This window comes from Bosea sp. BIWAKO-01 (genome assembly GCF_001748145.1).
Taxonomy (GTDB): Bacteria; Pseudomonadota; Alphaproteobacteria; order Rhizobiales; family Beijerinckiaceae; genus Allobosea.
This window is the reverse complement of sequence record NZ_BCQA01000002.1, coordinates 1-22,149: the sequence shown is the minus strand read 5'-3', so window position 1 is coordinate 22,149 and position 22,149 is coordinate 1. Positions and strand designations below refer to the sequence as shown.

The 22,149-nt window shown below is 62.9% G+C and carries 20 protein-coding genes and 2 pseudogenes; 18 read left to right on the top strand and 4 right to left on the bottom strand.

The features are described 5' to 3' along the window. Window positions 1-2 precede the first annotated feature (2 nt). The 3 genes from BIWAKO_RS31820 (at window position 3) to BIWAKO_RS31810 (ending at window position 4,785) form a co-directional block, all read left to right on the top strand. Window positions 3-1,208: an NAD(P)/FAD-dependent oxidoreductase gene (locus BIWAKO_RS31820; protein WP_069883009.1), complete on the top strand. Its 1,206-nt coding sequence runs from the start codon at window positions 3-5 to the stop codon at window positions 1,206-1,208. A 76-nt stretch (window positions 1,209-1,284) separates the two neighbouring features. After that, window positions 1,285-2,253: a M14 family metallopeptidase gene (locus BIWAKO_RS31815; protein ID WP_069883008.1), complete on the top strand. Its 969-nt coding sequence runs from the start codon at window positions 1,285-1,287 to the stop codon at window positions 2,251-2,253. A gap of 441 nt (window positions 2,254-2,694) precedes the next feature. Beyond that, window positions 2,695-4,785: a catalase gene (locus tag BIWAKO_RS31810; RefSeq protein ID WP_069883007.1), complete on the top strand. Its 2,091-nt coding sequence runs from the start codon at window positions 2,695-2,697 to the stop codon at window positions 4,783-4,785. 197 nt (window positions 4,786-4,982) lie between these two features. Here the strand turns inward: BIWAKO_RS31810 and xth are convergent, their stop codons facing one another. From xth to BIWAKO_RS37470, 3 genes and pseudogenes are all read right to left on the bottom strand, one after another. Beyond that, window positions 4,983-5,780: an exodeoxyribonuclease III gene (gene xth, locus BIWAKO_RS31805; RefSeq protein ID WP_069883361.1), complete on the bottom strand. Its 798-nt coding sequence runs from the start codon at window positions 5,778-5,780 to the stop codon at window positions 4,983-4,985. An 834-nt stretch (window positions 5,781-6,614) separates the two neighbouring features. Further along, entirely contained in the window at window positions 6,615-7,019 is a 405-nt protein-coding gene (locus BIWAKO_RS37475) for a phospholipase D-like domain-containing protein (RefSeq protein ID WP_141740433.1), read from the bottom strand. Between the two features lie 329 nt (window positions 7,020-7,348). Beyond that, window positions 7,349-7,654 (bottom strand): annotated as a pseudogene (locus tag BIWAKO_RS37470) (phospholipase D-like domain-containing protein); the annotation flags it as partial. 646 nt (window positions 7,655-8,300) lie between these two features. Between BIWAKO_RS37470 and BIWAKO_RS31795 the strand changes: the two are divergent. Next, window positions 8,301-8,887, top strand: a pseudogene (locus BIWAKO_RS31795) (DNA-3-methyladenine glycosylase). 169 nt (window positions 8,888-9,056) lie between these two features. On the opposite strand, the gene BIWAKO_RS31790 reads toward BIWAKO_RS31795, so the two are convergent. Then, window positions 9,057-9,512, bottom strand: coding sequence for a hypothetical protein (locus tag BIWAKO_RS31790; RefSeq protein ID WP_371332306.1), 456 nt, complete (start codon window positions 9,510-9,512; stop codon window positions 9,057-9,059). A 504-nt stretch (window positions 9,513-10,016) separates the two neighbouring features. Here BIWAKO_RS31790 and BIWAKO_RS31785 point away from each other — a divergent pair. The 14 genes from BIWAKO_RS31785 to BIWAKO_RS31725 form a co-directional block, all read left to right on the top strand. Next, window positions 10,017-10,997 (top strand): L,D-transpeptidase, encoded by a 981-nt coding sequence (locus BIWAKO_RS31785; protein WP_069883005.1) that lies wholly within the window; start codon window positions 10,017-10,019, stop codon window positions 10,995-10,997. A gap of 766 nt (window positions 10,998-11,763) precedes the next feature. Further along, window positions 11,764-12,333, top strand: coding sequence for a lytic transglycosylase domain-containing protein (locus tag BIWAKO_RS31780; RefSeq protein WP_069883004.1), 570 nt, complete (start codon window positions 11,764-11,766; stop codon window positions 12,331-12,333). 104 nt (window positions 12,334-12,437) lie between these two features. Further along, window positions 12,438-12,566: a hypothetical protein gene (locus tag BIWAKO_RS37230; RefSeq protein WP_274533598.1), complete on the top strand. Its 129-nt coding sequence runs from the start codon at window positions 12,438-12,440 to the stop codon at window positions 12,564-12,566. A gap of 502 nt (window positions 12,567-13,068) precedes the next feature. Next, window positions 13,069-14,376: an ABC transporter substrate-binding protein gene (locus tag BIWAKO_RS31775; protein ID WP_371332376.1), complete on the top strand. Its 1,308-nt coding sequence runs from the start codon at window positions 13,069-13,071 to the stop codon at window positions 14,374-14,376. 233 nt (window positions 14,377-14,609) lie between these two features. Then, entirely contained in the window at window positions 14,610-15,530 is a 921-nt protein-coding gene (locus BIWAKO_RS31770) for a carbohydrate ABC transporter permease (protein WP_141740483.1), read from the top strand. Continuing rightward, a complete protein-coding gene (locus tag BIWAKO_RS31765; RefSeq protein WP_069883001.1) occupies window positions 15,527-16,495 on the top strand; it encodes a carbohydrate ABC transporter permease in 969 nt (322 codons plus the stop codon). The genes BIWAKO_RS31770 and BIWAKO_RS31765 overlap by 4 nt, the downstream gene beginning before the upstream one ends. A gap of 8 nt (window positions 16,496-16,503) precedes the next feature. Continuing rightward, a complete protein-coding gene (locus BIWAKO_RS31760; RefSeq protein WP_069883360.1) occupies window positions 16,504-16,728 on the top strand; it encodes a hypothetical protein in 225 nt (74 codons plus the stop codon). Between the two features lie 3 nt (window positions 16,729-16,731). Then, window positions 16,732-17,853: an ABC transporter ATP-binding protein gene (locus BIWAKO_RS31755; RefSeq protein WP_069883000.1), complete on the top strand. Its 1,122-nt coding sequence runs from the start codon at window positions 16,732-16,734 to the stop codon at window positions 17,851-17,853. After that, on the top strand, window positions 17,846-18,859 hold the full coding sequence (locus BIWAKO_RS31750) for an ABC transporter ATP-binding protein (protein WP_069882999.1): 1,014 nt from the start codon (window positions 17,846-17,848) through the stop codon (window positions 18,857-18,859). The genes BIWAKO_RS31755 and BIWAKO_RS31750 overlap by 8 nt, the downstream gene beginning before the upstream one ends. 3 nt (window positions 18,860-18,862) lie before the next feature. After that, window positions 18,863-19,465, top strand: a complete 603-nt coding sequence (gene dhaL, locus BIWAKO_RS31745; RefSeq protein ID WP_069882998.1) for a dihydroxyacetone kinase subunit DhaL — start codon at window positions 18,863-18,865, stop codon at window positions 19,463-19,465. A 3-nt stretch (window positions 19,466-19,468) separates the two neighbouring features. After that, window positions 19,469-19,867, top strand: coding sequence for a dihydroxyacetone kinase phosphoryl donor subunit DhaM (dhaM, locus tag BIWAKO_RS31740; protein ID WP_069882997.1), 399 nt, complete (start codon window positions 19,469-19,471; stop codon window positions 19,865-19,867). A gap of 38 nt (window positions 19,868-19,905) precedes the next feature. Then, window positions 19,906-20,184, top strand: coding sequence for an HPr family phosphocarrier protein (locus BIWAKO_RS31735; protein ID WP_069882996.1), 279 nt, complete (start codon window positions 19,906-19,908; stop codon window positions 20,182-20,184). A gap of 6 nt (window positions 20,185-20,190) precedes the next feature. Beyond that, window positions 20,191-21,795 (top strand): phosphoenolpyruvate--protein phosphotransferase, encoded by a 1,605-nt coding sequence (gene ptsP, locus BIWAKO_RS31730; RefSeq protein ID WP_069882995.1) that lies wholly within the window; start codon window positions 20,191-20,193, stop codon window positions 21,793-21,795. Continuing rightward, window positions 21,792-22,149, top strand: a 358-nt coding sequence (locus tag BIWAKO_RS31725; protein ID WP_069882994.1) for a hypothetical protein, incomplete at its 3' end; no start/stop codon positions are given. The genes ptsP and BIWAKO_RS31725, both read left to right, overlap by 4 nt.

Here is a 22,149-nt window from a genome sequence, read left to right as displayed (position 1 = left end):
CGATGTCCGATCACAGCAATGCCTCCGAAATCGTCATCGTTGGCGGTGGCATTTACGGCACGAGCCTGGCCTATCAGCTTGCGAGCGCCGGCAGGACGGTGACACTCCTGGAGGCCGGAGAGATCGCCGGCGGCGCCTCTGGCGGACCGGGAGAGCGCGGCGTGCGCGCCAATGGCCGCGACCTGCGCGAGCTTCCGATTTGCGCCATCGCCCAGAAGCTCTGGGGCGATTACCAGGAGAGTTTCGAAGGTGGTGTCGGTTTCCGTCGCGTCGGCGGTCTGCAGGTCTACGACGTGTCGTACGGCCATCGCGAACACGAAGTTCTGGGGCGCATGACGGCAAACGCGGCGGCTCAGTCAAGGCTCGGCACACCTTCCGAGGTGTTGACGCGCGATGAGGCGCTGGCGCGGGAACCGGAGCTCGCCCCCGGTATCATCGGCGCGATCTACTGCCCCAATGACGGCGTCGGCGACCACACATTCGCAACGCTCCAATTCGCAGCACAGGCGACGAAGGCCGGAGCGGTGATCCGGACTGGCGCCAAGGTCGTCGAGATCCTGCATGCGCGCGGTGTGGCCACCGGCGTGAAGCTCGCCGACGGCGAGATCGTCCCGGTCGGAGAGCGGCTGGCAGTGGTTGCCAATGCCGGGGCCGAGGCGCTGCTGAAGTCTGTGCTCAAGCCGCACGAGCTCGGGCCGATCTGGAACCTCATGCCCCAGATGCACTACGTCTCGAACCCGCTGAAGAAGTCGGTCAAGCATCTGCTGTCTCACGCGCACCGGCGGCTCGCGGTCAAGCAGCTCCCCGACGGAACGATCATGCTGTCGGGCGGCGCCCATGTCGCCCATACGCCGGAAGGTCTCTGGAAGGGCTCGCTCAGCGCGATGACGCAGAACGTGACGGATGCAATCCTGACCCTGCCCTTCATCGACAACTCGACCTTCCTCAAGGCGGATGCGTCACGGGTCGACACCGTCGCCGTCGACCACATTCCGCTCATCGGACAGGCGGAGAGCCTGGCCAACACCATCTATGGCTATGGCTGGTCCGGCCACGGCTTCGCGATCTCTCTGGGGTTCACCAAGCTCTTTACGGAATGGCTGATCTCGGGAGTGAAGCCCGAGGTGTTGGAGCCGTTCTCTCCGGTCCGGTTTCACAAGCCGGCCGAGATGCTCGCCGCCGCGCCTCTCGGCCGCGCGGCCGCCTGATCCCCCATCCATCTGAAACCAGCGCCGACGGGTACAGCCTTGGCTGGCTGTCCCTGTCGGTCGGAAGGACACGGCTATGCTTCCTAATTTCGACGCCACCCGCCAGGGCAAGTTCACTTACGATCTCGGGCCCATCGCCGGTGCGCTCGACGGCATCACCGGCGATCTCGTCTGCTGCATCAACAACGGCGACGGCCCCTCAGTGCTGCTCTGCGGCGGCATCCATGGCGATGAGTACGAGGCGCAGATCGTCCTGCGCCGCCTTGCCGAGCGGCTCGAACCCGCTGACGTGACCGGGCGCGTGATCATCGCGCCGTCCCTCAATTTCCCCGCCTCGCAGAAGGGCAAGCGCCTCTCGTCCTTCGATGGCCAGAACATGAATCGCTTCTTCCCCGGCAAGGCCGACGGCACGCCGACCGAGCGCCTCTGCGCCTTCATGGCAGAGGCGCTGTTTCCCGCAGTCGATCTGCTGATCGACGTCCATGCCGGGGGTAGCGACGTCTCGGTCGTGCCGATGGTCTTCGGTTTCAGCACTGCGAAGAGCGTCGTCGATGACGCTCGCCTGAACCGCCTGATGGAGGCGTGGGGCTATCGGTTCGTGCAGCATGTCGATGGGATCGACGAAACGGCCTGTGGTGCCGCGAAGCTCGCCGACCTGGCCTCCATCGAGGTCGAGGGCGGAGGCGGCCGCATGAAATCATCCGAGCTGGCGATCATGGAAGAAGGACTGCTGCGGGCGCTTGCCGAATTCGGCGCGATCAAGCCAATAGTAGAGCCCATCCCGTTCTCCGGCGTGCATTTCACTGCCGGGCCGGAGGGCCAGTACGTCGCACCACGCGCTGGCCTTGTCGAGCATCTCGTCGCGCTCGGTGAGGAGGTCTCGAAGGGCCAACGCGTGGCGCTTCTCCACCCCACCGCAGGAGCGCGGAGTGCCCCGGAAGTAATTGTCAGTCCGATGCCTGGCTACGTGCTACGCCAAACTGAGCATGCCTACATTTCCCCCAATCAGTTGATCGGCAATGTCGGCACACCGTTCCAAGGATAATCCGCTTTGCGGCTCACGCGTCGCGTGAGCCGCAACTCGTCGGCTCTCATACGTTCGGAGACAAAGCCACCCGCTTGGTTGGCGCAGAGAGTAACCGGCGGCGCGGACCAGCTTCCCAGCTTCGGCCAGCCGATCGAGATAGCGCCGGCTTGAGACACGGGAACGCCTGTTGACTGCGCTCCGTCAGCTCGCCCAGGCGGGGATCGTGGGGCTGTTGGCTTAGGCGGGCATCGCGACCTCCTGGCTCGGTTTGAATTCTTACGGATGCCGCACCCCAACCGTTCCGCTTCCATTGGCCCCTTCTTCTGACCGAAGAGCATAGCAGCCAATCACAACGCAAAGGGGGAACGACCCGGCTAGCGGAACGTTGGATCTGCGCAGCAAAATTCGAGCGGAGCCGGCCTGGCTACGACGACTTGCAGCCAGAGTCAGGCGGTCATCATGAGCAAGAGAAAGTCGACGGAAACGCTGCAAACCAATTCAGGCAATGGAGGTGAAACGCACCAGACCGCTTCTGCTCCGGACAAGCGGATCACGACGAACCACGGCGTGCCGGTGAGCGACAACCAGAACTCGCTCAGGGCGGGGCGGCGTGGCCCGACCCTGCTCGAGGATTTCGTGCTCCGGGAAAAGATCCAGCATTTCGACCACGAGCGTATTCCCGAGCGGATTGTGCATGCCCGCGGGTCGGCGGCGCACGGCTATTTCGAGCTGACGCAATCCTTGACCAAATTCACGCGCGCCAAGATCCTCACCGAAGTCGGCGTCAAGACCGAGCTATTCACGCGCTTCTCCACGGTCGCAGGCGGCGCCGGATCTGTCGACACGCCGCGCGACGTGCGTGGCTTTGCGGTCAAGTTCTACACCCGCGAGGGCAACTGGGACCTCGTCGGCAACAATATCCCGGTCTTCTTCATCCAGGACGCGATCAAATTTCCTGATCTCATTCACGCCGTGAAGATGGAGGCCGATCGCGGCTATCCGCAGGCCGCCAGCGCCCACGACACCTTCTGGGACTTCATCGGCCTGATGCCCGAGGCGACCCACATGATCATGTGGGCGATGTCGGACCGCGCTATTCCGCGTTCACTGCGCATGATGGAGGGCTTCGGAGTAAACACCTTCCGCCTGCTCAATGACGAAGATGAGCCAACCTTCGTCAAGTTCCACTGGCGGCCCAAGCTCGGCACACAATCGACCTGCTGGGACGAGGCCGTGAAGATCGCCGGTGCCGATCCCGACTACCACCGTCGCGATCTGCACGAGGCCATCGCTGCAGGTAATTTCCCGGAATGGGAATTTGGCGTCCAGCTATTGAACCAAGAGCAGGCAGATGCCCTGCCCTTCGACATTCTCGACGCCACCAAGTTGATCCCCGAGGAACTCGTGCCGATCCGCTTCATCGGTCGAATGGTCCTCAATCGCAACCCGGACAACTTCTTCGCGGAAACGGAGCAGGCGGCCTTCCTGCCAACCAACATGCCGCCCGGCATCGACGTCTCGGAAGATCCGTTGTTGCAGGGACGGCTGTTCTCCTATCAAGACACACAACTTTCACGCCTCGGCACCGTCAACTTCAACCAGATCCCGATCAACAAGGCTAAAGGCTGCCCTTTCCAGAACCTGCAGCGCGATGGGCAGATGCAGACGCAGGTGTTCACCGGGCGCGCCAATTACGAGCCAAACAGCCTGGCTGAGGCCGGCGAGGATGGCGGCCCGCGCGAGGATCCAAAAAGCGGCTTTCGAAGCTATGCCCTACCGATCGATGAGACCAAGGTCAGGCTGCGCTCGGAGAGCTTTGCTGACCACTACTCGCAAGCGAGGCTGTTCTTTCGGTCGCAGACTGAAATCGAACAAGCCCACATCGCCAGCGCGTTGGTCTTCGAGCTGTCGAAGGTGTCGCTCGACCATGTTCGCCTACGGGTTCTGGCCAACCTTCGCAATGTCGACGAAGCGCTGGCGAGGCGTGTCGCGGACGGCATGAACTTGGAACTTCCGAAGGCGTCGGTACCCGCGGCTGCGCCGCAGGACATGGCGGCATCGCCGGCACTGCGGATCGTCGGGAAGTATCCTGAGACCTTGAAGGGCCGTACGGTCGGAGTCCTCGCTTCAGACGGCGCGGACAGCGCCCTAATCGACGCGGTCAAGAAAGCGGTTGAAGGCGATGGCGGCACGGTCAAAATCATCACCCCCAAGATCGGCGGCGTTACTCTGAAGGGCGGAACGAAGCTTAAAGCCGATGGCCAGCTGGCTGGCACGCCGTCGGTGCTTTTCGACGCTGTCGCGCTTGTACTGTCCGAAGCCGGGTGCTCGGCCTTGCTCAACGATGGGGCGGCTGTTGATTTCGCCAAAGAGGCGTTTGGACATCTCAAGGCCATCGGCTTCAGCGTCGAAGCGAAACCGCTTCTCGATAAGGCGGGGATTGTTGCGGATGCTGGCGTCGTGAACCTCGGCACCAATGCTGCAAGCTTCGTTGCGCCGGCCCGCACCCGCCAATGGGACCGCGAGCCAAAAATTCGCACACTCGCTTAACGCGGGACGTGATTTTGGAGGACCTCCCGGCGCTACTTGTGGGGGAAGTTATCGCAGCCGTGCGTCGCCCCTCCAAGTCAGCGAGCTTCGCCGCCATGATCCGCAGCGTGACAATGACACCCTCGGCGGAATGAAGAGAAACCGGGGAGAACCATCGCGAAGCACCGGTGGCGCCTCCGTCTGGACGTCGGTCGAAGTCACGCTGTTAGCTCGATCCAGATCGGAGCGTGATCGCTCGCCTTGGCCCATCCCCGAACATGCCGGTCGACGGCGGCGGCGATGAGCCGGTCGGCGACGGGTGGAGAGATCAGAAGATGGTCGATCCGCAGCCCAGCGTCCCTACTCCAGGCATTTCGGAAATAGTCCCAGAACGTATAGACGCGCTCGTCCGGATGCAGCCTGCGCAATGCGTCGATCCAGCCCCGACCGGTCAGAGTGTGGAAGGCCTCTTTCACTTCCGGACGGAACAGGGCGTCACCGCGCCACCGCTCCGGCTTATAGACGTCAAGATCGGTTGGGATCACGTTGAAGTCCCCTGCGAGCACGACCGGAATCCTGAGCGCGAGCAGTTCCTCCGCATAGACTTCAAGTCGACGGAACCAGCGCAGCTTGTAGTCGAATTTCGGGCCAGGGGCGGGATTGCCATTCGGAAGGTAGAGGCACCCGATCAATACCCCGTCAACGGCGGCCTCGATGTAGCGGCTGTGCGTGTCGTCGGGATCCCCGGGGAGCCCCCGACGGGTGAGGATAGGTTCCCGCCCCCGCGCCAGGATGGCCACACCGTTCCAGCTCTTTTGTCCGTGCCAGATCGCGCCGTAGCCCGCCTTCTCGATTTCTCGCGCCGGAAAGCGCTCGTCCTGGCACTTGAGTTCCTGGAGGCACACCACGTCCGGTTCGGCTTCCCCGAGCCAGCGCAAAAGGACCGAAAGCCGCCCATTCACGCCGTTGACGTTGAAGGTGGCGATCTTCGCGAGACGGTCAGCGGCCTTGGGCACGGGCACGCCGCAAGCGCCAACAGTCGAGGATTTGCTCGTACATTGCTCTTCTCCGCGAGCGAAAGCCGATCGGGCCTGCTTCGAAGAGGAGACGACAAATCGACTGGAACTGGAAGTGGAAGCAGAGCCCGCGCAATGTCGAATAAGGCGGTCCAGTGTCAAGCTTCGCACGCTCCTTTTTCTTTCATTCTCAGAGGCTGGGGCGGCCAGCGTCATCTCCGAATAATTCGGGACCCTTGAGCCTCAAATCGCGGGGGTGCCCCTTTTGGGAACTCAGTCTCGCCGGCCGAGTTGAAGGCACACATGGCTATTGAAATTCGATAGGAGGGACTCATGCGTTCCCTGGCACTCTGGCTGCTCGGTATTCCGATCCCAATAATCATCCTTTTGTGGTTCTTCATGAAGTAATCTGAATGTAAACCAGCATCGCGGAGCGCCTCCGAAAATGATGGAGGCAGCGCGACTCGATGAGCTCGGCGCGCTCTTTCATGAGATGACGACCAATCTCGTGACCGGCCGAGGTCATGATCCGATCCTTGGCCCAGTCGGTGCGACGGCGATTTCGGCAAGCGCCAGTAGAAGCCGGATTCTACGATTGTCGATCGAAAGACCGGCGTCGCGTACGCGGCGGATGAACTGCGTTCATGCTCCCCTCTTACGACATCAGGAACGTCTTCTTTTCGACGGCTAAGAGTGTTCGACGAGCCCGTTTACGTTAGATGGGAGGCGGCGCAAAAACGTATCCTCGGCGTAGCATGGATGGTGGCCGATCTATTGACCGGTCGGCTCAGATCTAACCGAAGCCAGACCGGGAAGCAGATGCGAGCGGCGGCCCTAGATTTGGGATCGCAGCAAGCTGGCTAGCCAATCAGACAGTTTCTCGCCAACGGTTCTTTGTCGCCATTGCACCATCGTGTAGGGCGCAGAGCGCGTCAGATCGGTTTTGAAGATCTCAATTTGTTCTCGTGCGAACCTTGGATCGTAAAAATTCATATTGGCCTCGTCGTTCAAACGAAGAGCGCGCTCGTCGATGTTGGTGGACCCCACAGATGTCCAGACCTCATCGAGGATCACGAGTTTGCAGTGATACATTGTCGGATGAAACTCGTAGATCTTTATCCCAGCCTCGAGCAATTCGCCCCAAAAGTGGCGTGACGCTTTCTGAACAAGGCGCGCATCAGTCGTTTTTCCAGGCACAATAATCTCGATTTCGACGCCGCGCTTTCGCGCTTCGAGCAATTGCCGTCGGGTGATGGCATCAGGAACGAAGTAAGGAGTTCCACGCGGATGTTCTTTTCGGCCGCGGCAAGCGCCGTCATCAGCATGAGATGCATGACGTTGCGCTGATGCGTCGAACTGACGACTATCTGAGCATCCTGCTTGCCATCTTGTTTAATGGCCGGGAAGAACCGGTCTCCCATCAAGAGTTCTCCGGTAGCCTCGATCCAATGCTCGGCAAACGCGGCCTGCAATTCTGCAACGGCAGGGCCTTCGAGGCGGTAGTGATTGTCGCGCCACTCGGACGGTGTCCTGGCATCACCATTCCACTCATCGCCTATGCCGACGCCGCCCGTAAACCCGACCCGGCCGTCCACAATTAAGAGCTTTCGGTGTGTACGGTTGTTGACGCGATCCACCGTGCTCCAACTGACGGGGCGGAATTTAACCACTTCCACACCCGCCGCCTGCATCCGCTCGACCAAGGCCTTCTCCATCGGGAGGCTGCCGACCCAGTCGAGCAGGACCTTGACGCTGACCCCCTCGCGCGCCTTCTGAGACAGCTTGTCGGCAAACTGATCCGCGATGTCGCCGCGCCAATAGATGTACGTTTCGAACGTGATGGTGTTTTTGGCGTCGCGAATGGCCTGCAGCATGGACGGGAAAATCTGGTTCCCGTTGACGAGCGTCTCGACCCTGTTGCCGGGAATGCTACTGGAACCGAAAAGCGCGCCCAGGGAAGTTTTGAACTGGTCGTCGGAGGATGCCAGATGATGAGGGAGTGGCTGCTGCAGCTCCCGCCGTTCCGGTATCAGGTTGGCGACGATCAGGCATCCGAACACCCCAGCCACAGCTGATAGGACCGCGATGGCTAGCGGATACTTCGCGATCTTCATGATGGTTCCCGAAGCGCTTTGCAAACAGAACACGCCCGCATCCGCCCGGTTCCGCTTGGGTGGGACGTTGGCATCCCAGCCCGCTAGGTGGATCCACGACAATCACCTTGGAGCCGCAAATGGGGCACAACTAGTTTCGAGGCGGCCGCTTGGCTCGGCTACTCCTACTCCGCCGGGCTTGTCGTCGAGGCCACCGCTACCCCCGGGCGGGGCTCTACTTCAACACAGCCTTATGAACGCTGCCATTGCGGGGCTGGCCGGTCCTCACTTGGGGGACGGACGTCGACAAGTTTCGTCCTTCCACCCCATCTGGAACGAAGTGCTGCTCCCTCCGGTTATCGTCTATCGCGGGTTCGATCGGCAGCTGTCGAGCCGCGGTAAGTTTCCTCCCAGGTAAACTGCCAAAATGCCAGTGATGAAAAGGTCGCCTGCCTACTTCGAATGCGCTGACGCCGTCGAGCTTGCGAAGGAGCTGATAGGAGCGCTGTTCCTTGTCGACGGTGTGGGAGGCACGATCGTCGAAACCGAGGCCTATCTTCGTGACGATCCCGCATCGCACAGCTATCGCGGCCGCACTCCCGCCAACGCAACGATGTTTGGGGATCTGGGCACGCCTATGTATACCGCTCCTACGGCTTGCATTGGTGTTTCAACGTCGTTGCGGAGGGCCATGGCGCCGTGTTGATCCGCGCGATAGCCCCGGAGGTCGGCATCGATAAGATGATCATACGGCGAGGGACGGAAAGAAATCTCTGCTCGGGACCCGGGCGGCTCGCAAGGGCGCTGGGAATAACCAATGTGCACAACGGCCTGAGTTTGACGGACCCCCCCTTCTTCGTACGCGCGCCCACTGAACGCCCGGCAATTGTGAGCGGCACTGGAATAGGCATTTCCAAAGCGCCTGAGCGGCCCTTTCGCTTCGGTCTGCGTGGCTCACGCTTCTGGAGCCGCCCCTTCATTCCGCAGCAGCCTAACGCCGGCACACCCGACTAGCGGTGCGCGAGGAGGTAACCTTTGGATAGGTCCCTACTCCGGCACAGGACTAAGCATCCGGAGCCTTACCGCCAGGCTCGTGCGACAATCGCATTTCGAGCAAGGCGTATCCATCATTGTCCTGGCCGCCCGTTACGCGGGTGAAACAGGGTGGCCGGTTTGGGTTCTGCTAACGCAACAGTCCTTCCGCCTCGAAGGCATCCCAGCCGTCCAACTGCGTCCGGGGGGCGTCTTCCCGCGCATTCCTGGCTTCGCCGGCCTTGCCCTGGCCTTTGCCCGCACGGGTCCGTGCGGCCTTTCCCGCCGCGCGCCGCCGGGTCTCGGCGAGCGCCTGCGCATCCTCCACTCTCCAAATTGCCGGCAGGTCCCCATCAAGCACGGCCTCGATCTGCCGCGGGTCGAAGACGTGGAACGTCACGGCTCTTGCGCGTCCGCGCAGCTTGACGGTGCGTGTCCCGATGCTCTTAAGGCGACCGTCTTTCACCCACTTGTGACGCTCGCGGGAAGAGATCGTCAGAATATCCTCCGCCTCGCTTGGAAGTACGGGTAGCCTTGGGATCCCGGCCAGCGTTTCGGAGATGCACGCCGAGGCGGCCCTGAATACATCCGTCTCGGCCTCTGACATCCGCAATGCGATATGCCCCGTCCCGGCCGTGATGCAAGTCCTGGCTGCCCAGGGCAGTCGGGCCCGAATTTCGCGTTCGATCCCCTTCGCTCGAACCGACGACCCAAGCGTTGCGGACGACGGGAGCGGCCACTCCGCAACCAACGAAGGGGAGGCGTTCATGCTCCGCCTGGACCTCATCCTACCCAACTCACATTTCCGGACAGTCGAAATTTCAACCTGACCCGATCGCGTATGTTCCGCTTTCCGGTTCAATGGCATGGGCACGATCGACCACGTCACAGCCACCCGTCCGCACGCGTGACTCGGCACCGTTCCATCGGCCGCCTCGGCTCAAAAACGTTCCGGCACAAGGCGGCATTTCCCCAAGCAATGGGCGGGCGCCCTACCCGCCCACGTCATCCATGAGCACCTACCAACTCCCCTACGGCGCGACAGCGGAATCAGGGGAACATGATGACGCTTCAGCCGTATATATCGTGACCTCACCGGAAGCTCAGAGCGATGAAACCCGTTGATTTGATGACAGCCTTGGTGGTCCTCTTGGCCGTCGGTGCGGCACCGGCGTCGGCTCTGACAGCCGAGCAAATCAACACAGCGACATTCGCGGCGCGTCCCTACCAGAAAGCGAGTGGGCCCAATCCCTTGATCGTGAAGGCCCAGGTCTTGCTCAGCCGGCGCAGCATCTCACCGGGTGTGATCGATGGCATCGATGGGGAGAACTTCCGCAAGGCCGTCGCGCAGTTCCGGCGCCAGGAAAAACTTAGTGAAAGCGACGAATTGGACGAGGTCGCTTGGCGCGGGCTTGGCGGCGATACCGTTCAGGATGTCGTGGCCGAATACAAGCTGTCCGACAAAGACACGGATTACGACTTCGCTGACGATATTCCCCGCGACTACGCGAAGCAGGCGAAGATGAAGCGCCTCTCCTTTACCAGCCCGCAGGAGATGCTCGGCGAACGCTTTCACATGAGCGAAAAGCTCTTGATGGAGCTCAACCAAGGGCAGGCCTTTACCGAGGCCGGCAGCCGAATTTACATCGTGTCTGGCGACCGCTCGCTTCAAAGGGGGGGCGCTAAAAGGGTCGAAGCCGTCAAGAGTACCGGAATGGTCGTTGTCTATGGCGAAGGCGACACCATCCTCGCGAGCTATCCGGCAACGATCGGGAGCAAAAACACGCCATCTCTGTCCGGCCAGTACAAGGTCACCCGCATCGCGCGGAACCCGAACTACACCTACGACCCCGAGAAGAATTTCCAGCAGGGCAAGAACGACGAAACCCTCGTGCTGCCGCCTGGGCCTAATAACCCGGTCGGAACCGTCTGGATTGCACTGTCTGAGCCAACATTCGGGATTCACGGGACGCCTGAACCCTCTCAGGTCAGCAAAACGACGTCGCATGGCTGCGTGAGACTGACGAACTGGGATGTGGAGGAGCTTGCCGACATCTTGCGTCCAGGCGTCCCGGTGCACTTCTTGGACTAAAACCGGGGGCAGAATCGGCAAGAACTTGAAGGGGTTCGCGCTTTCCGGCCTTGGCCGGGCACAGGCTCGCACCGCTCTAAGTATTATACCGTCCGCAATTCGGTGAGCACCACGGCGGTCCCGACGAAGGCGAGGACGGCAAGTTCCTGACACGTGCCGGGCATGACGGGCCTCGAGCTTCACCATCACTTGGTCGAGGTCGGACTCCACATTCTGACGATCGCCATTACAGCACTTGGTGACGGGGTGTGGGATCCATCTCAGCCCTCGAAACGCGATCCACACCAGAGCCATTCACAGGGCCGACTTCTTCAACGGTATCGGCCAACTTCGGCCGCCACCAATCAGCTTGCCGGAAGGGGACATCCCCAACGTCAGGAAGGGCCACTTTTGCCCATCGGCCAGCGCGCCAACCAGACTTCCCGAAAGCAGACTCCCTGGATGTCGGGAAAGGGCCACTTTTGACCGTTTAGCGGCTCGCCGCGAATGTCGCGGTTGGGTCGATTTTAGCCCTTCGATCTCGGTCCGGAAGCAGACGCTCGATGAGGCGGTAGTACATGATAGCGCCCTGGCCAGCCGAGGCTACGTCTCATCGCGACCCAAGCAAGTCACTCGAATCCCTATTGTGTCGCGGCCGAACTTGGCCTTTCCTCCTGAAGCTCGCCCAGTCATCCATTCGTACCTTCCATAATTTGCAGGTGCCGCGGATGGGTTGAGCCTAGAGTTGGCGTCCCCGTGAGCAGATTCATCAGCTGATGGAGGCCAGATGCTGTGGCAAAGACGTCTCGTTGCAGCCGGTATCACCTTGCTGTCTGCCGGGGTTGGAGGATGCATCGTTCCGGACGACACGTTCGCGGAGGCAGCGAAACCGCTTGCTTACTCCGGCGAACAGTCAGTTGATCCTCGGTCACCAGGCGGCCCGGCGCGCGCAGGCATCGACCGGATCATCGAACAGCAGTCAGCGCATTACGAACTCCCCTCGGATTTGGTCCGGCGAATCGTCAAGCGCGAGAGCAACTTTCGCCCAACCGCCCAGAACGGTGGTCATTTTGGATTGATGCAGATCAAGCACGCGACGGCGCGCAGCATGGGTTACACCGGCCCGGCAGTGGGGTTGCTCGATCCCGAGGTCAATCTCACCTATGGGCTCAAATATCTGCGGGGAGCCTGGCTCGTGGCCGATCGCGACCAGAACCGCGCCGACCGCTACTATCGGAGCGGGTACTATTACGATGCCAAGCGGAAGGGGCTTCTCGAAGCGACCGGCCTCGGCAAGGACCGTACGCGGTTAGCCAAACCCCGCCACGCGTCGGACAGTATTCCTCCAACGCGCTAGACCAGATGTCCGCCTGAGATAGGGGCGCCCCGTCTCACAGTATGCAGGTTGCGAGGGTTGCGCTGGGTGGTCCGGCACCGAGCCTCTTGCATAGGTGACGGGGCATGGAGAAGCCTATCACCTATGTCAGCCTTAATGTGCACAAGGAGACGATCGCGGTGGCACTGGCCGAGGCGGGCAAGTGGATTGATCGGAACGGAGGAGTCCTGCTTGGGATTCCGTGCATCGGATGATCTGCGATACTGCCGGATGCGGACAGGTATCAGCATCGCCTTAACGGCACCGGACATGCCCATCAGCGGACGTGCCGAACGTCCCAAGGGGGCCAAGAGCGGAACTCTGGTCAGCACATTCGTAGCGTCTGCTTCTGGGCAATGCGCCAATGTCCGCAAATGGCGCGGGCCGGGCTTCACGAAGCACATGATGGGCCGCACGGCCCCAACCTGAGCATGTTCGGGAATTCACTGAACTTGTGCAGCGCAGCAAAATCGGCTGCATTGCAGTATGTTACCGGCTGTTTCCGTCACTTGACATGTTTAGTGATTGAGCGTTCACTAAACAAATCGCTGAACTTGGGCGACTCGTCCCGAGGCGGCGTGAGGAAACATCCCGCGTCGGCCTTGCCCCAGCTTGCGGAAGTGCCCTTCGCGGTCGCGCAGGTTCGCCCGTCACCCCAATGACGGCTGGTGACGGCACGCCAAGGGAGGGAAGCACATGACACGATTCAGGACATGGATGCTGGCCGCGACCATCGCCGGGAGCGCAGCGCTTGCTGCCACGGGGGCCCAGGCGCAGGGCAAGTCGCTGACGCTCTGCTGGGCGGCCTGGGACCCGGCCAATGCGCTGGTCGAGCTTTCCAAGGACTTCACCGCCAAGACCAATATCGCGATGAAGTTCGAGTTCGTGCCCTGGCCGAACTTCGCCGACCGCATGCTCAACGAGCTCAATTCCAAGGGCAAGCTCTGCGACCTGATCATCGGTGACTCGCAGTGGATCGGCGGCTCTGCCGAGAACAAGCATTATGTGAAGCTGAACGATTTCTTTGCCAAAGAAGGCATCAAGATCGACGACTTCATGCCGGCGACCGTCACGGGCTATGCGGAATGGCCGAAGAACACGCCGAATTACTGGGCGTTGCCGGCCATGGGGGATGCGCTCGGCTGGACCTACCGCAAGGACTGGTTTTCCAAGCCCGATCTGCAGGCCGAATTCAAGGCCAAGTACAACCGCGAGCTCGCTGCCCCGAAGTCGCAGACCGAGCTGAAGCAGATCGCCGAGTTCTTCCAGGGCCGCGACATCGACGGCAAGAAGGTCTATGGCGCAGCGATCTTCACCGAGCGCGGCTCGGAAGGCATCACGATGGGCGTCGCCAACGCGCTCTATCCCTTCGGCTTCAAATACCAGGACCCGAAGAAGCCCTACGCCATGGCCGGCTTCGTCAATTCCGAAGATGCCGTGAAGGGCCTGGAGTTCTACAAGTCGCTGTACAAGTGCTGTACCCCGCCGGGCTATTCCAACGCCTATATGCAGGAGGGCCTGGACGCCTTCAAATCCGGGCAGGCGGCGATGCAGATGAACTGGTTCGCCTTCTTCCCCGGCCTGTACAAGGATCCCAATGTCGGCGGCGACAAGATCGGCTTCTTCGTCAATCCGCCTGAGAAGGAGAAGGGCTCGCAGCTCGGCGGGCAGGGCATCTCGGTCGTCGCCTATTCGCCGAACCAGGCCGACGCGCTGGCCTATATCAAATGGTTCGCCTCGCTCGACGTGCAGAAGAAGTGGTGGGAGCTCGGCGGCTATACTTGCCACAAGGGCGTGCTGAACGACCCCGGTTTTGCCAAATCCGCGCCCTTTGCGGCCGATTTCCTCGTCGCCATGGGCCAGGTCGTCGATTTCTGGGCCGAGCCGTCCTACGCGCAGCTGATGCAGGCGGAACAGGCACGCATCCACGACTATGTCGTGGCTGAGAAGGGCACCGCCAAACAGGCGCTCGACCTGCTGATCCAGGATTGGAACAAGGTCTTCAAGGAAGACGGCAAGTTCTGACGCAAGCGGGCTTTCGCCCCTAGGGCATCGGCTCGAAAAGTGGATTGCGGTTTTCGGGAAAGCCGATGCAAACACAAAAGGTTAGATCATCGGACCGGATGCGATCTCCGGTCCGACGATCTGGCCGAACCGGGGCTGCGCCTTGTGAGGCGCAGCCCGTCTCCGACCTTGCCTTTGAACGGTGCTCAGTCATGAATGCGAGCGACATCACCGGCATCAGGAGCGCGGCAGCGATGCGCGCAGCCTATTCCCCGATCGCCCACCGCGTCCGGGGTCTCAGCGACAAGGCCATCGCCTGGATCTTCATCGCGCCGACGATGATCCTCCTGCTGGCGATCAACCTGTTCCCGCTGATCTGGACGATCCAGCTCTCCTTCACCAATTACCGCGCCAATCGCCCCAATGCGCCGCTACGCAATGTCGGGCTCGAGCACTACCAGACGATCCTGTCGGATCCGGAAGTCTGGCAGCGCATGCAGGCCACCGCGCATTTCGTGTTCTGGACGATCCTGCTGCAGACCGTCATCGGCTTCGCGCTGGCCTATCTGATCGACCGCAAGTTCCGCGGCCATGGCTTCTGGACCACGCTGATCCTGATCCCGATGATGCTGTCGCCGGCGGTGGTCGGCAATTTCTGGACCTTCCTGTACCAGCCGCAGATCGGCCTGTTCAATTACGTGGTCTCGTTCTTCTCCGGCATTCCGCCGTCCTCCTTCCAGATGCTCGGCGATGTGAACCTGAGCCCCTGGGCGATCATCATCGTCGATACCTGGATGTGGACGCCCTACGTGATGCTGATCTGCCTCGCCGGCCTGCGCTCGATCCCGGACTACATCTACGAGGCCGCCGAGGTCGACCGGGCCAGCAACTGGCGGCAGTTCATCTCGATTACGCTGCCGATGTGTCTGCCCTTCATCATGCTGGCCGTGCTCTTCCGCGGCATCGAGAACTTCAAGATGTTCGACATGGTCAATCTCCTGACCTCGGGCGGACCGGGCTCGACCACCGAACTCGCCTCGATCACGCTGAAACGCGCCGCCTTCGAGGCCTGGCGCACCGGCTATTCCTCCGCCTTCGCGATCATCCTGTTCGTCGCCGTGTTCGGGCTGGCGAACATCTATGTGAAGGCGCTGAACAAGGTGAAGGCACGATGAGCGGCGCTCTCTCCACGGCCCATTCCGTCGTCGCGCCGAGCGGGCGCGTCAAGCTGCTGGCCGGCACCATAGTCGTTCTCTACGCGCTGGTGGCGATCGTGCCGCTGCTCTGGATCGGCCTGACCAGCATCAAGACGCCGCCGGACTCGATCTCCTACCCGCCCAAGGTCGTGCCCTTCCTGCATTTCGAGCCGTCGATCGAAGGCTATTGCAATCTGTTCAACACGCGCTCGCGCCAGACGGCGGACTATCTCGCCTCGCTGCCTCCGGCCGGCTCCGCCTGCGAGGAGATCACGCGCTCGCGCAGCATGGTGGTCGTCGGCCCCTCGAATTATGTGCCGCGCTTCGTCAATTCGCTGATCATCGCCTTCGGTTCGACGCTGCTCTCGGTCGGCTTGGGCACTTGCGCGGCCTATGCCTTCTCGCGCTTCAAGGTGCCGCTGAAGGACGACCTTCTGTTCTTCATCCTTTCGACGCGGATGATGCCGCCGATCGCCGTCGCGATCCCGATATTCCTGATGTATCGCGAGCTCGGCCTTTCCGACACGCGGCTCGGCATGATCCTGCTCTACACCTCGGTCAACGTCTCGCTGGCCGTCTGGCTGCTCAAGGGCTTCATCGACGAGATCCCGCGCGAATATGAGGAAGCGGCGATGATCGACGGCTACACGCGGCTGCAGGCCTTCCGGAAGGTCGTGCTGCCGCAGGCCACGACCGGCATCGTCGCCACCGCGATCTTCTGCCTGATCTTCGCCTGGAACGAATATGCCTTTGCCGTGCTGCTCACCTCGGGCACGGCGCAGACCGCGCCGCCCTTTATCCCGATCATCATTGGCGAGGGCGGGCAGGATTGGCCGGCGGTCGCGGCCGGAACGACGCTGTTCCTGATCCCGATCCTGGTTTTCACCGTGCTGCTGCGCAAGCACCTCTTGCGCGGCATCACCTTCGGGGCGGTGCGCAAATGAACCTGCACATGAACCGGCATCCGAGCCATCCCCTTGAGCCGAAAGGCGCGGCCGCATCGCGCTGGCCGAAGGCACTGCGACGTGGACCGATGGAGACGCTGGCCACGGTGCTGATCTCGGGCGGCGTGCTGATGCTGCTGCAGCCGTTCTCGCTGACGCTCTACGGCTATTCCTTCGTCACGACCCTGATCGGCGTCGCCATGTTCACCTTCGTCACCAAGTTCCCGGAGTGAGCCATGGCCGAGATCCGGGTCGACAATCTGGTGAAACGGTTCGGCGCCTTCATGGCGGTGCGCGATACCAGTTTCACGGTCGAAAACGGCGATTTCTTCTGCCTGCTGGGTCCCTCCGGCTGCGGCAAGACCACGACATTGCGGATGGTTGCGGGTCTGGAACTGCCATCCTCCGGCAGCATCCGGCTCGATGGCGAGGACGTCACCTTCAAGCGGGCGCGCGAGCGCGACATCGCCATGGTGTTCCAGCTCTTTGCGCTCTACCCGCACATGAACGTGCGCAAGAACATCAGCTTTCCCTTGGTCTCGATGGGCGTGCCCAGGGACGAGAAAAGACGGCGCGTCGAGGAAGCGGCGCGCGTGCTGCGCATCGAGCATCTTCTCGACAAGTCGGTTTCGGGCCTCTCGGGCGGCGATCGGCAGCGCGTCGCGCTCGGCCGCGCCATCGTGCGCGAACCGAAGGCCTTCATGATGGACGAGCCGCTGGGCGCGCTCGACGCCGAATTCCGCCATTTGATGTGCGGCGAGCTGCGCGCGCTGCACGACCGGCTGAAGGCGACGACGGTCTATGTCACCCATGACCAGCTCGAAGCCATGTCGATGGCCGACAAGATCGCGGTGATGAATGATGGGGTCATCGAGCAGCTCGGCTCGCCGCAGGAGATCTATGACCGCCCGAATTCGATGTTCGTCGGGGATTTCATCGGCTCGCCCGCGATGAATTTCATCCGCTTCGACGGCGCAGCCATTGCGGGCTCGACCTCGGTCAGCATCGATGCCGCCTCGGTGACCCTGCCGGAACTGCGCGAGAGCCACGCGCCCGGGCCGCTGGCGCTGGGAGTGCGGCCCGAGCAGATCGTCATCGGCGATCCCGGCCGGCAGGGCAGCACCCTTCCGGGCGAGATTTTCGGCACCGAATATCTCGGCACGACCCAGATCGTGACGGTCACCACCCCGCGCGGCAAGCTCAAGGCGCGCTTGCCCGCCCATCTGCTGGTGGCCGCCGGCGACCGCGTCAGCCTCTCGTTCAGGCCGGAACGGCTGTCGCTGTTCGATGCGGCGACGGGAAAGGCGATCCGCTCCGCCCTGCATGATGCCGGCACGACGAGGCGCTCCCATGGCTGAGGTCACGCTGACGCAGGTCTCGAAGCGGTTCGGCGCGGTGAAGGCCGTGAGCGATCTCTCGCTGACCATCGCCGACGGCGAATTCGTCGTGCTGTTGGGGCCGACGGGGGCGGGCAAAACGACCGTCTTGCGCCTCGTTGCCGGGCTGGAAACCCCGGATGACGGCCGCATCTTCATCGGCGGCGCCGATGTCACGGCGCTGCCGCCGGCGGCGCGCGACGTCACCTTCGTGTTCCAGCAATATTCGCTCTACCCGCATCTGAGCGTCTTCGACAATCTCGCCTTCCCCTTGCGTTCGCCGACACGACGCACGCCCGAGGACGAGATCCGGCGCGCCGTCGGCCATGTCGCAAAGCTCCTCAAGATCGAGGACAAGCTGCAGAACCGTGCGACGCAGCTCTCCGGCGGCCAGATGCAGCGCGTCGCGATCGGCCGTGCGCTGGTGCGCCGCCCGGCTGTCTACCTGATGGACGAGCCGCTCTCCTCGCTCGATGCCAAGCTGCGCTCGGAATTGCGCATCGAGCTGAAGCATATCCAGCAGGATCTCGGCGCGACCATCCTCTACGTCACCCATGACCAGACCGAAGCGATGACACTGGCCTCGCGCATCGGCGTGATCAACCAGGGGCGCCTCGTGCAGATCGGCACGCCGCGCAGCATCTATGAGGACCCGACCGACATCTATGTCGCCACCCGCCTCGGCAGCCCCGGCATCAACCTGCTGCCGCGCGCGCTCTTCCCCGATCTGGAGGCGCCGGCAAGCACGACCACGATCGGCGTGCGCACCGAACATCTCGCCATCGCCAAGGCCAGGAACGGTGCGGTGACGGGCAAGGTCAACTGGATCGAGCGGCTCGGCGATCAGAACCACCTGCATATCGCAGTGAACCAGCAGCAGATCGTCAGCCTGGTCGATCCGGATGAAGGCCTGGATGTCAGCGACGAGGTGAGCGTGAGCCTGCTCAAGCCGCTGTTCTTCGACGCCGACGGCCAGCGGGTGAGGTGAACCATGGATGACGCGTTGAAGAAGACGCTGATCGAGGCCATGACGGGGGCAATCGTGACCCATGCCGATGAATTGACGGCGCTCGACCAGGCCATTGGCGACGGCGACCACGGACTGAACATGAAGCGCGGTTTCGAGGCCGTGCTGGCGGAGATGGATCTGATCACGGCAAAGCCCTTGCCCGACGCCCTGAAGGCAATCGGCACGACACTGGTGATGAAAGTCGGCGGCGCCTCGGGGCCGCTCTACGGCACGCTGTTCATGACGCTCGGCAAGGAGCTGCCGCCGGAGCCGACGATTGCGGATCTGGCGCGGGCACTGGCCGCGGCGATCGAGGCCGTGAAGGCGCGCGGCAAGTCCGATCTCGGCCAGAAGACCATGCTCGACGTGCTGGCGCCGCTCCAGGCCGCACTCGCTCATGGCGGCGCCGACCTCACGAAGCGCCTTCCCGAGGTCGTCAGGTTCGCGGCCGAGGCGACGGTGCCGCTCAAGGCCATTCGCGGGCGCGCCTCGTTTCTGGGCGAGCGTTCGATCGGCCATATGGACCCCGGGGCACGCTCATCGGCACTGCTCGCCACCGCAATCTGCAACGCCATCGGAGCCTGAAACATGCCAGCCAGCAAGAATGTCGGCATCGTCATCGTGTCGCACTCGGCCAAGGTAGCCGAAGGCGCCGCCGACATGGTCCGCCAGATGGTCGGCGACAATGTCCCGCTCGCCGCGGCCGGAGGTAATGCCGAAGGCGGCCTGGGCACCGATGTCGCCGCCATCATGGCGGCGATCGACAAGGCGTGGTCGGAAGCGGGCGTCGCCATCCTGGTCGATCTCGGCGGGGCCGAGACCAATAGCGAGATGGCGGTGGAAATGATGCCGGAGGAGCGGCGCGAGCGCATCGTCATCTGTAATGCACCGATTGTGGAAGGCGCCGTGATGGCCGCGACCGAAGCGTCCGGCGGCTCGTCGCTGGCGGTCGTCCAGGCGACCGCCGAGGAACTCATGTCGGCATGAATGACATGTCGGCCAAAGGTAGCGAGAGGAATGCAAGGATGCAGGAGGTGACGGCCAGCGCCCTGCTCACCAACAAGATCGGGCTTCATGCCCGCCCTTCGGTGAAGCTTACCCAGACCGCCAAGCGCTTCGGCTCCCGTATCGAGGTCGCCACCAGCGCGGCCGGCCCGTGGACCGATGCCAAGAGCCCGGTGAAGATCATGCGCGTCAAGGCGGCAAAGGGCGACGTGCTGCATTTCAAGGCCAGCGGCGAAGATGCTTCCGCGGCGCTCGCCGCGCTCGTCGATATCGTCGCACGCAAGTTCGATGAGGAGTGAGGCGTGATGGAACGCCGCCTTTCCGGCCTCGCCGCATCGACCGGGCTCGCCTTCGGCCCGGCGGTGGCCTTTCGCGTAGTCGGCGAGGTGCGGCGCGAGACGGGCTCAGTCGCCAGCGAGCGACAGGCTCTGGCGGACGCCGTTGCCGCTTCCCTCCAGGCCGTCACGGCTTTGGCGGCCAGTCTTCACGGCGAGGCTGCCGATATCGTCGGCTTTCAGGTGGCGCTGCTCGAAGACGACGCCTTGACCGAGGGCGCCTATGCCGCAATTGAGCGCGGCGTGCCGGCCGACGCGGCCTGGCGACAGGCGCTGGCAGAGGAGATCGCGGGATATGAGGCGTCCGACGATCCCTATTTCCGCGCCCGCGCCGCAGACCTGGCCGATATCCGGGACCGGGTTCTGCGCCAGCTTTTCGGCTTGCCCGAACTGACGAATGCGCCGCCCGGCGCCGTCATCCTGGCGCAGGATCTGCCGCCTTCCGCCTTCCTTGGCATCGATTGGTCGCAAGGCGGCGGCATTGTTCTCGGGGCCGGCAGCCCGACCAGCCATGTCGCCATGCTGGCGCGCGGGCGTGGCGTGCCCATGGTGGTCGGCATCGGCTCCGATTGGGAGGCGGTCTCCGGCACGGTCGTCGTCGATGGCATGGCAGGCCTCGTCCTGACCGGCCCGTTGCGCGCGAGCATCGAGGAGGCGCGACGGCGAGCAGATGAACTCGGCCACGTGCGGAGCAAGGCGGAAACCCGCAAGCGCGAGCCTGCGCTGACCCGCGACGGGACCCGGATCGCCGTGATGGTCAATGTCGCGGGGATGGCCGATGTCGCCGGCTTCCCGGCCGAGGCCTGCGACGGCATCGGCCTGACCCGCACGGAGTTCCTCGTCGAGCAGGCCTTGCAGGATGAGGCGCGGCAGTTCGAGGCCTATGCCGCGTTGCTGCACTGGGCCGCCGGCCGGCCGGTGACGATCCGCACGCTCGATGCCGGCGGAGACAAGCCCATCGCCGGCTACACGATCGATGGCGAGACCAATCCCTTTCTCGGCCTGCGTGGCATCAGGCTGTCGCTGCGCCATCCCGAGATCTTCCGCGTCCAATTGCGGGCGTTGGCCCGGGCGGCGAGCCTGGGCCCGCTCAAGGTCATGCTGCCCATGGTCACCGCAGCGCGGGAACTGGAACTAACGAGAGGGCTGCTGGACAGCGTTCTGGCGGAACTCGCGGCGGAAGGAGTGCCGCATGCAGCGCCTGCGCTCGGCATCATGGTCGAGATTCCCGCCGCCGCCATGGCGGTCGCGAGCTTCGACGCCGCCTTTTTCTCGATCGGCTCCAACGATCTGACGCAATACGCGACCGCCGCCGCCCGCGATGGATCGGCGGTCGCGGCCTATGCCGACGTCCTGCATCCCGGCGTGCTCGCCATGATCACCCATGTCGCGCGCCATGGCGCGGAGCTTGGTCGAGAGGTCAGTCTCTGCGGCGATGCGGGAGGCGATCCGCGCGCCATCGCCGCATTGCTGCGGGCCGGCGTCCGGGCCGTATCAGTCTCTCCCGGGCTGTTAGCGATGGCGAAGGAAGCGATTCGCGAGGTCGATCTCTCGCAGCCAGGGGCGGACGCATGACCAGCCCCGAAACCCTCCCGACCGACCCTTCGCCATTGGCCGAGTACAAGGCGATCCTGCGCGCGGTCATCGAGAACCGCCCCTCCGGCACCCGGCAGCGGCTGGCGGAAGCCCTCGGCAAGAACCGCAGCTTCATTTCGCAGATCGTCAACCCCGCCTATGCCACGCCAGTGCCGGTCCAGCATCTGGAGACGATTTTCCATGTCTGCCATTTCGCGCCGCCGGAACGTCAGGCCTTTCTCAACGCCTATCGGGCCGCGCATCCCGGGCGCCTGGAGGTGGTCGACACCGCCCGGCCGATGCGCCGGCTGGTGGTCGAATTGCCGGATTTCGGCAGCGCCGACTTGAATGCCC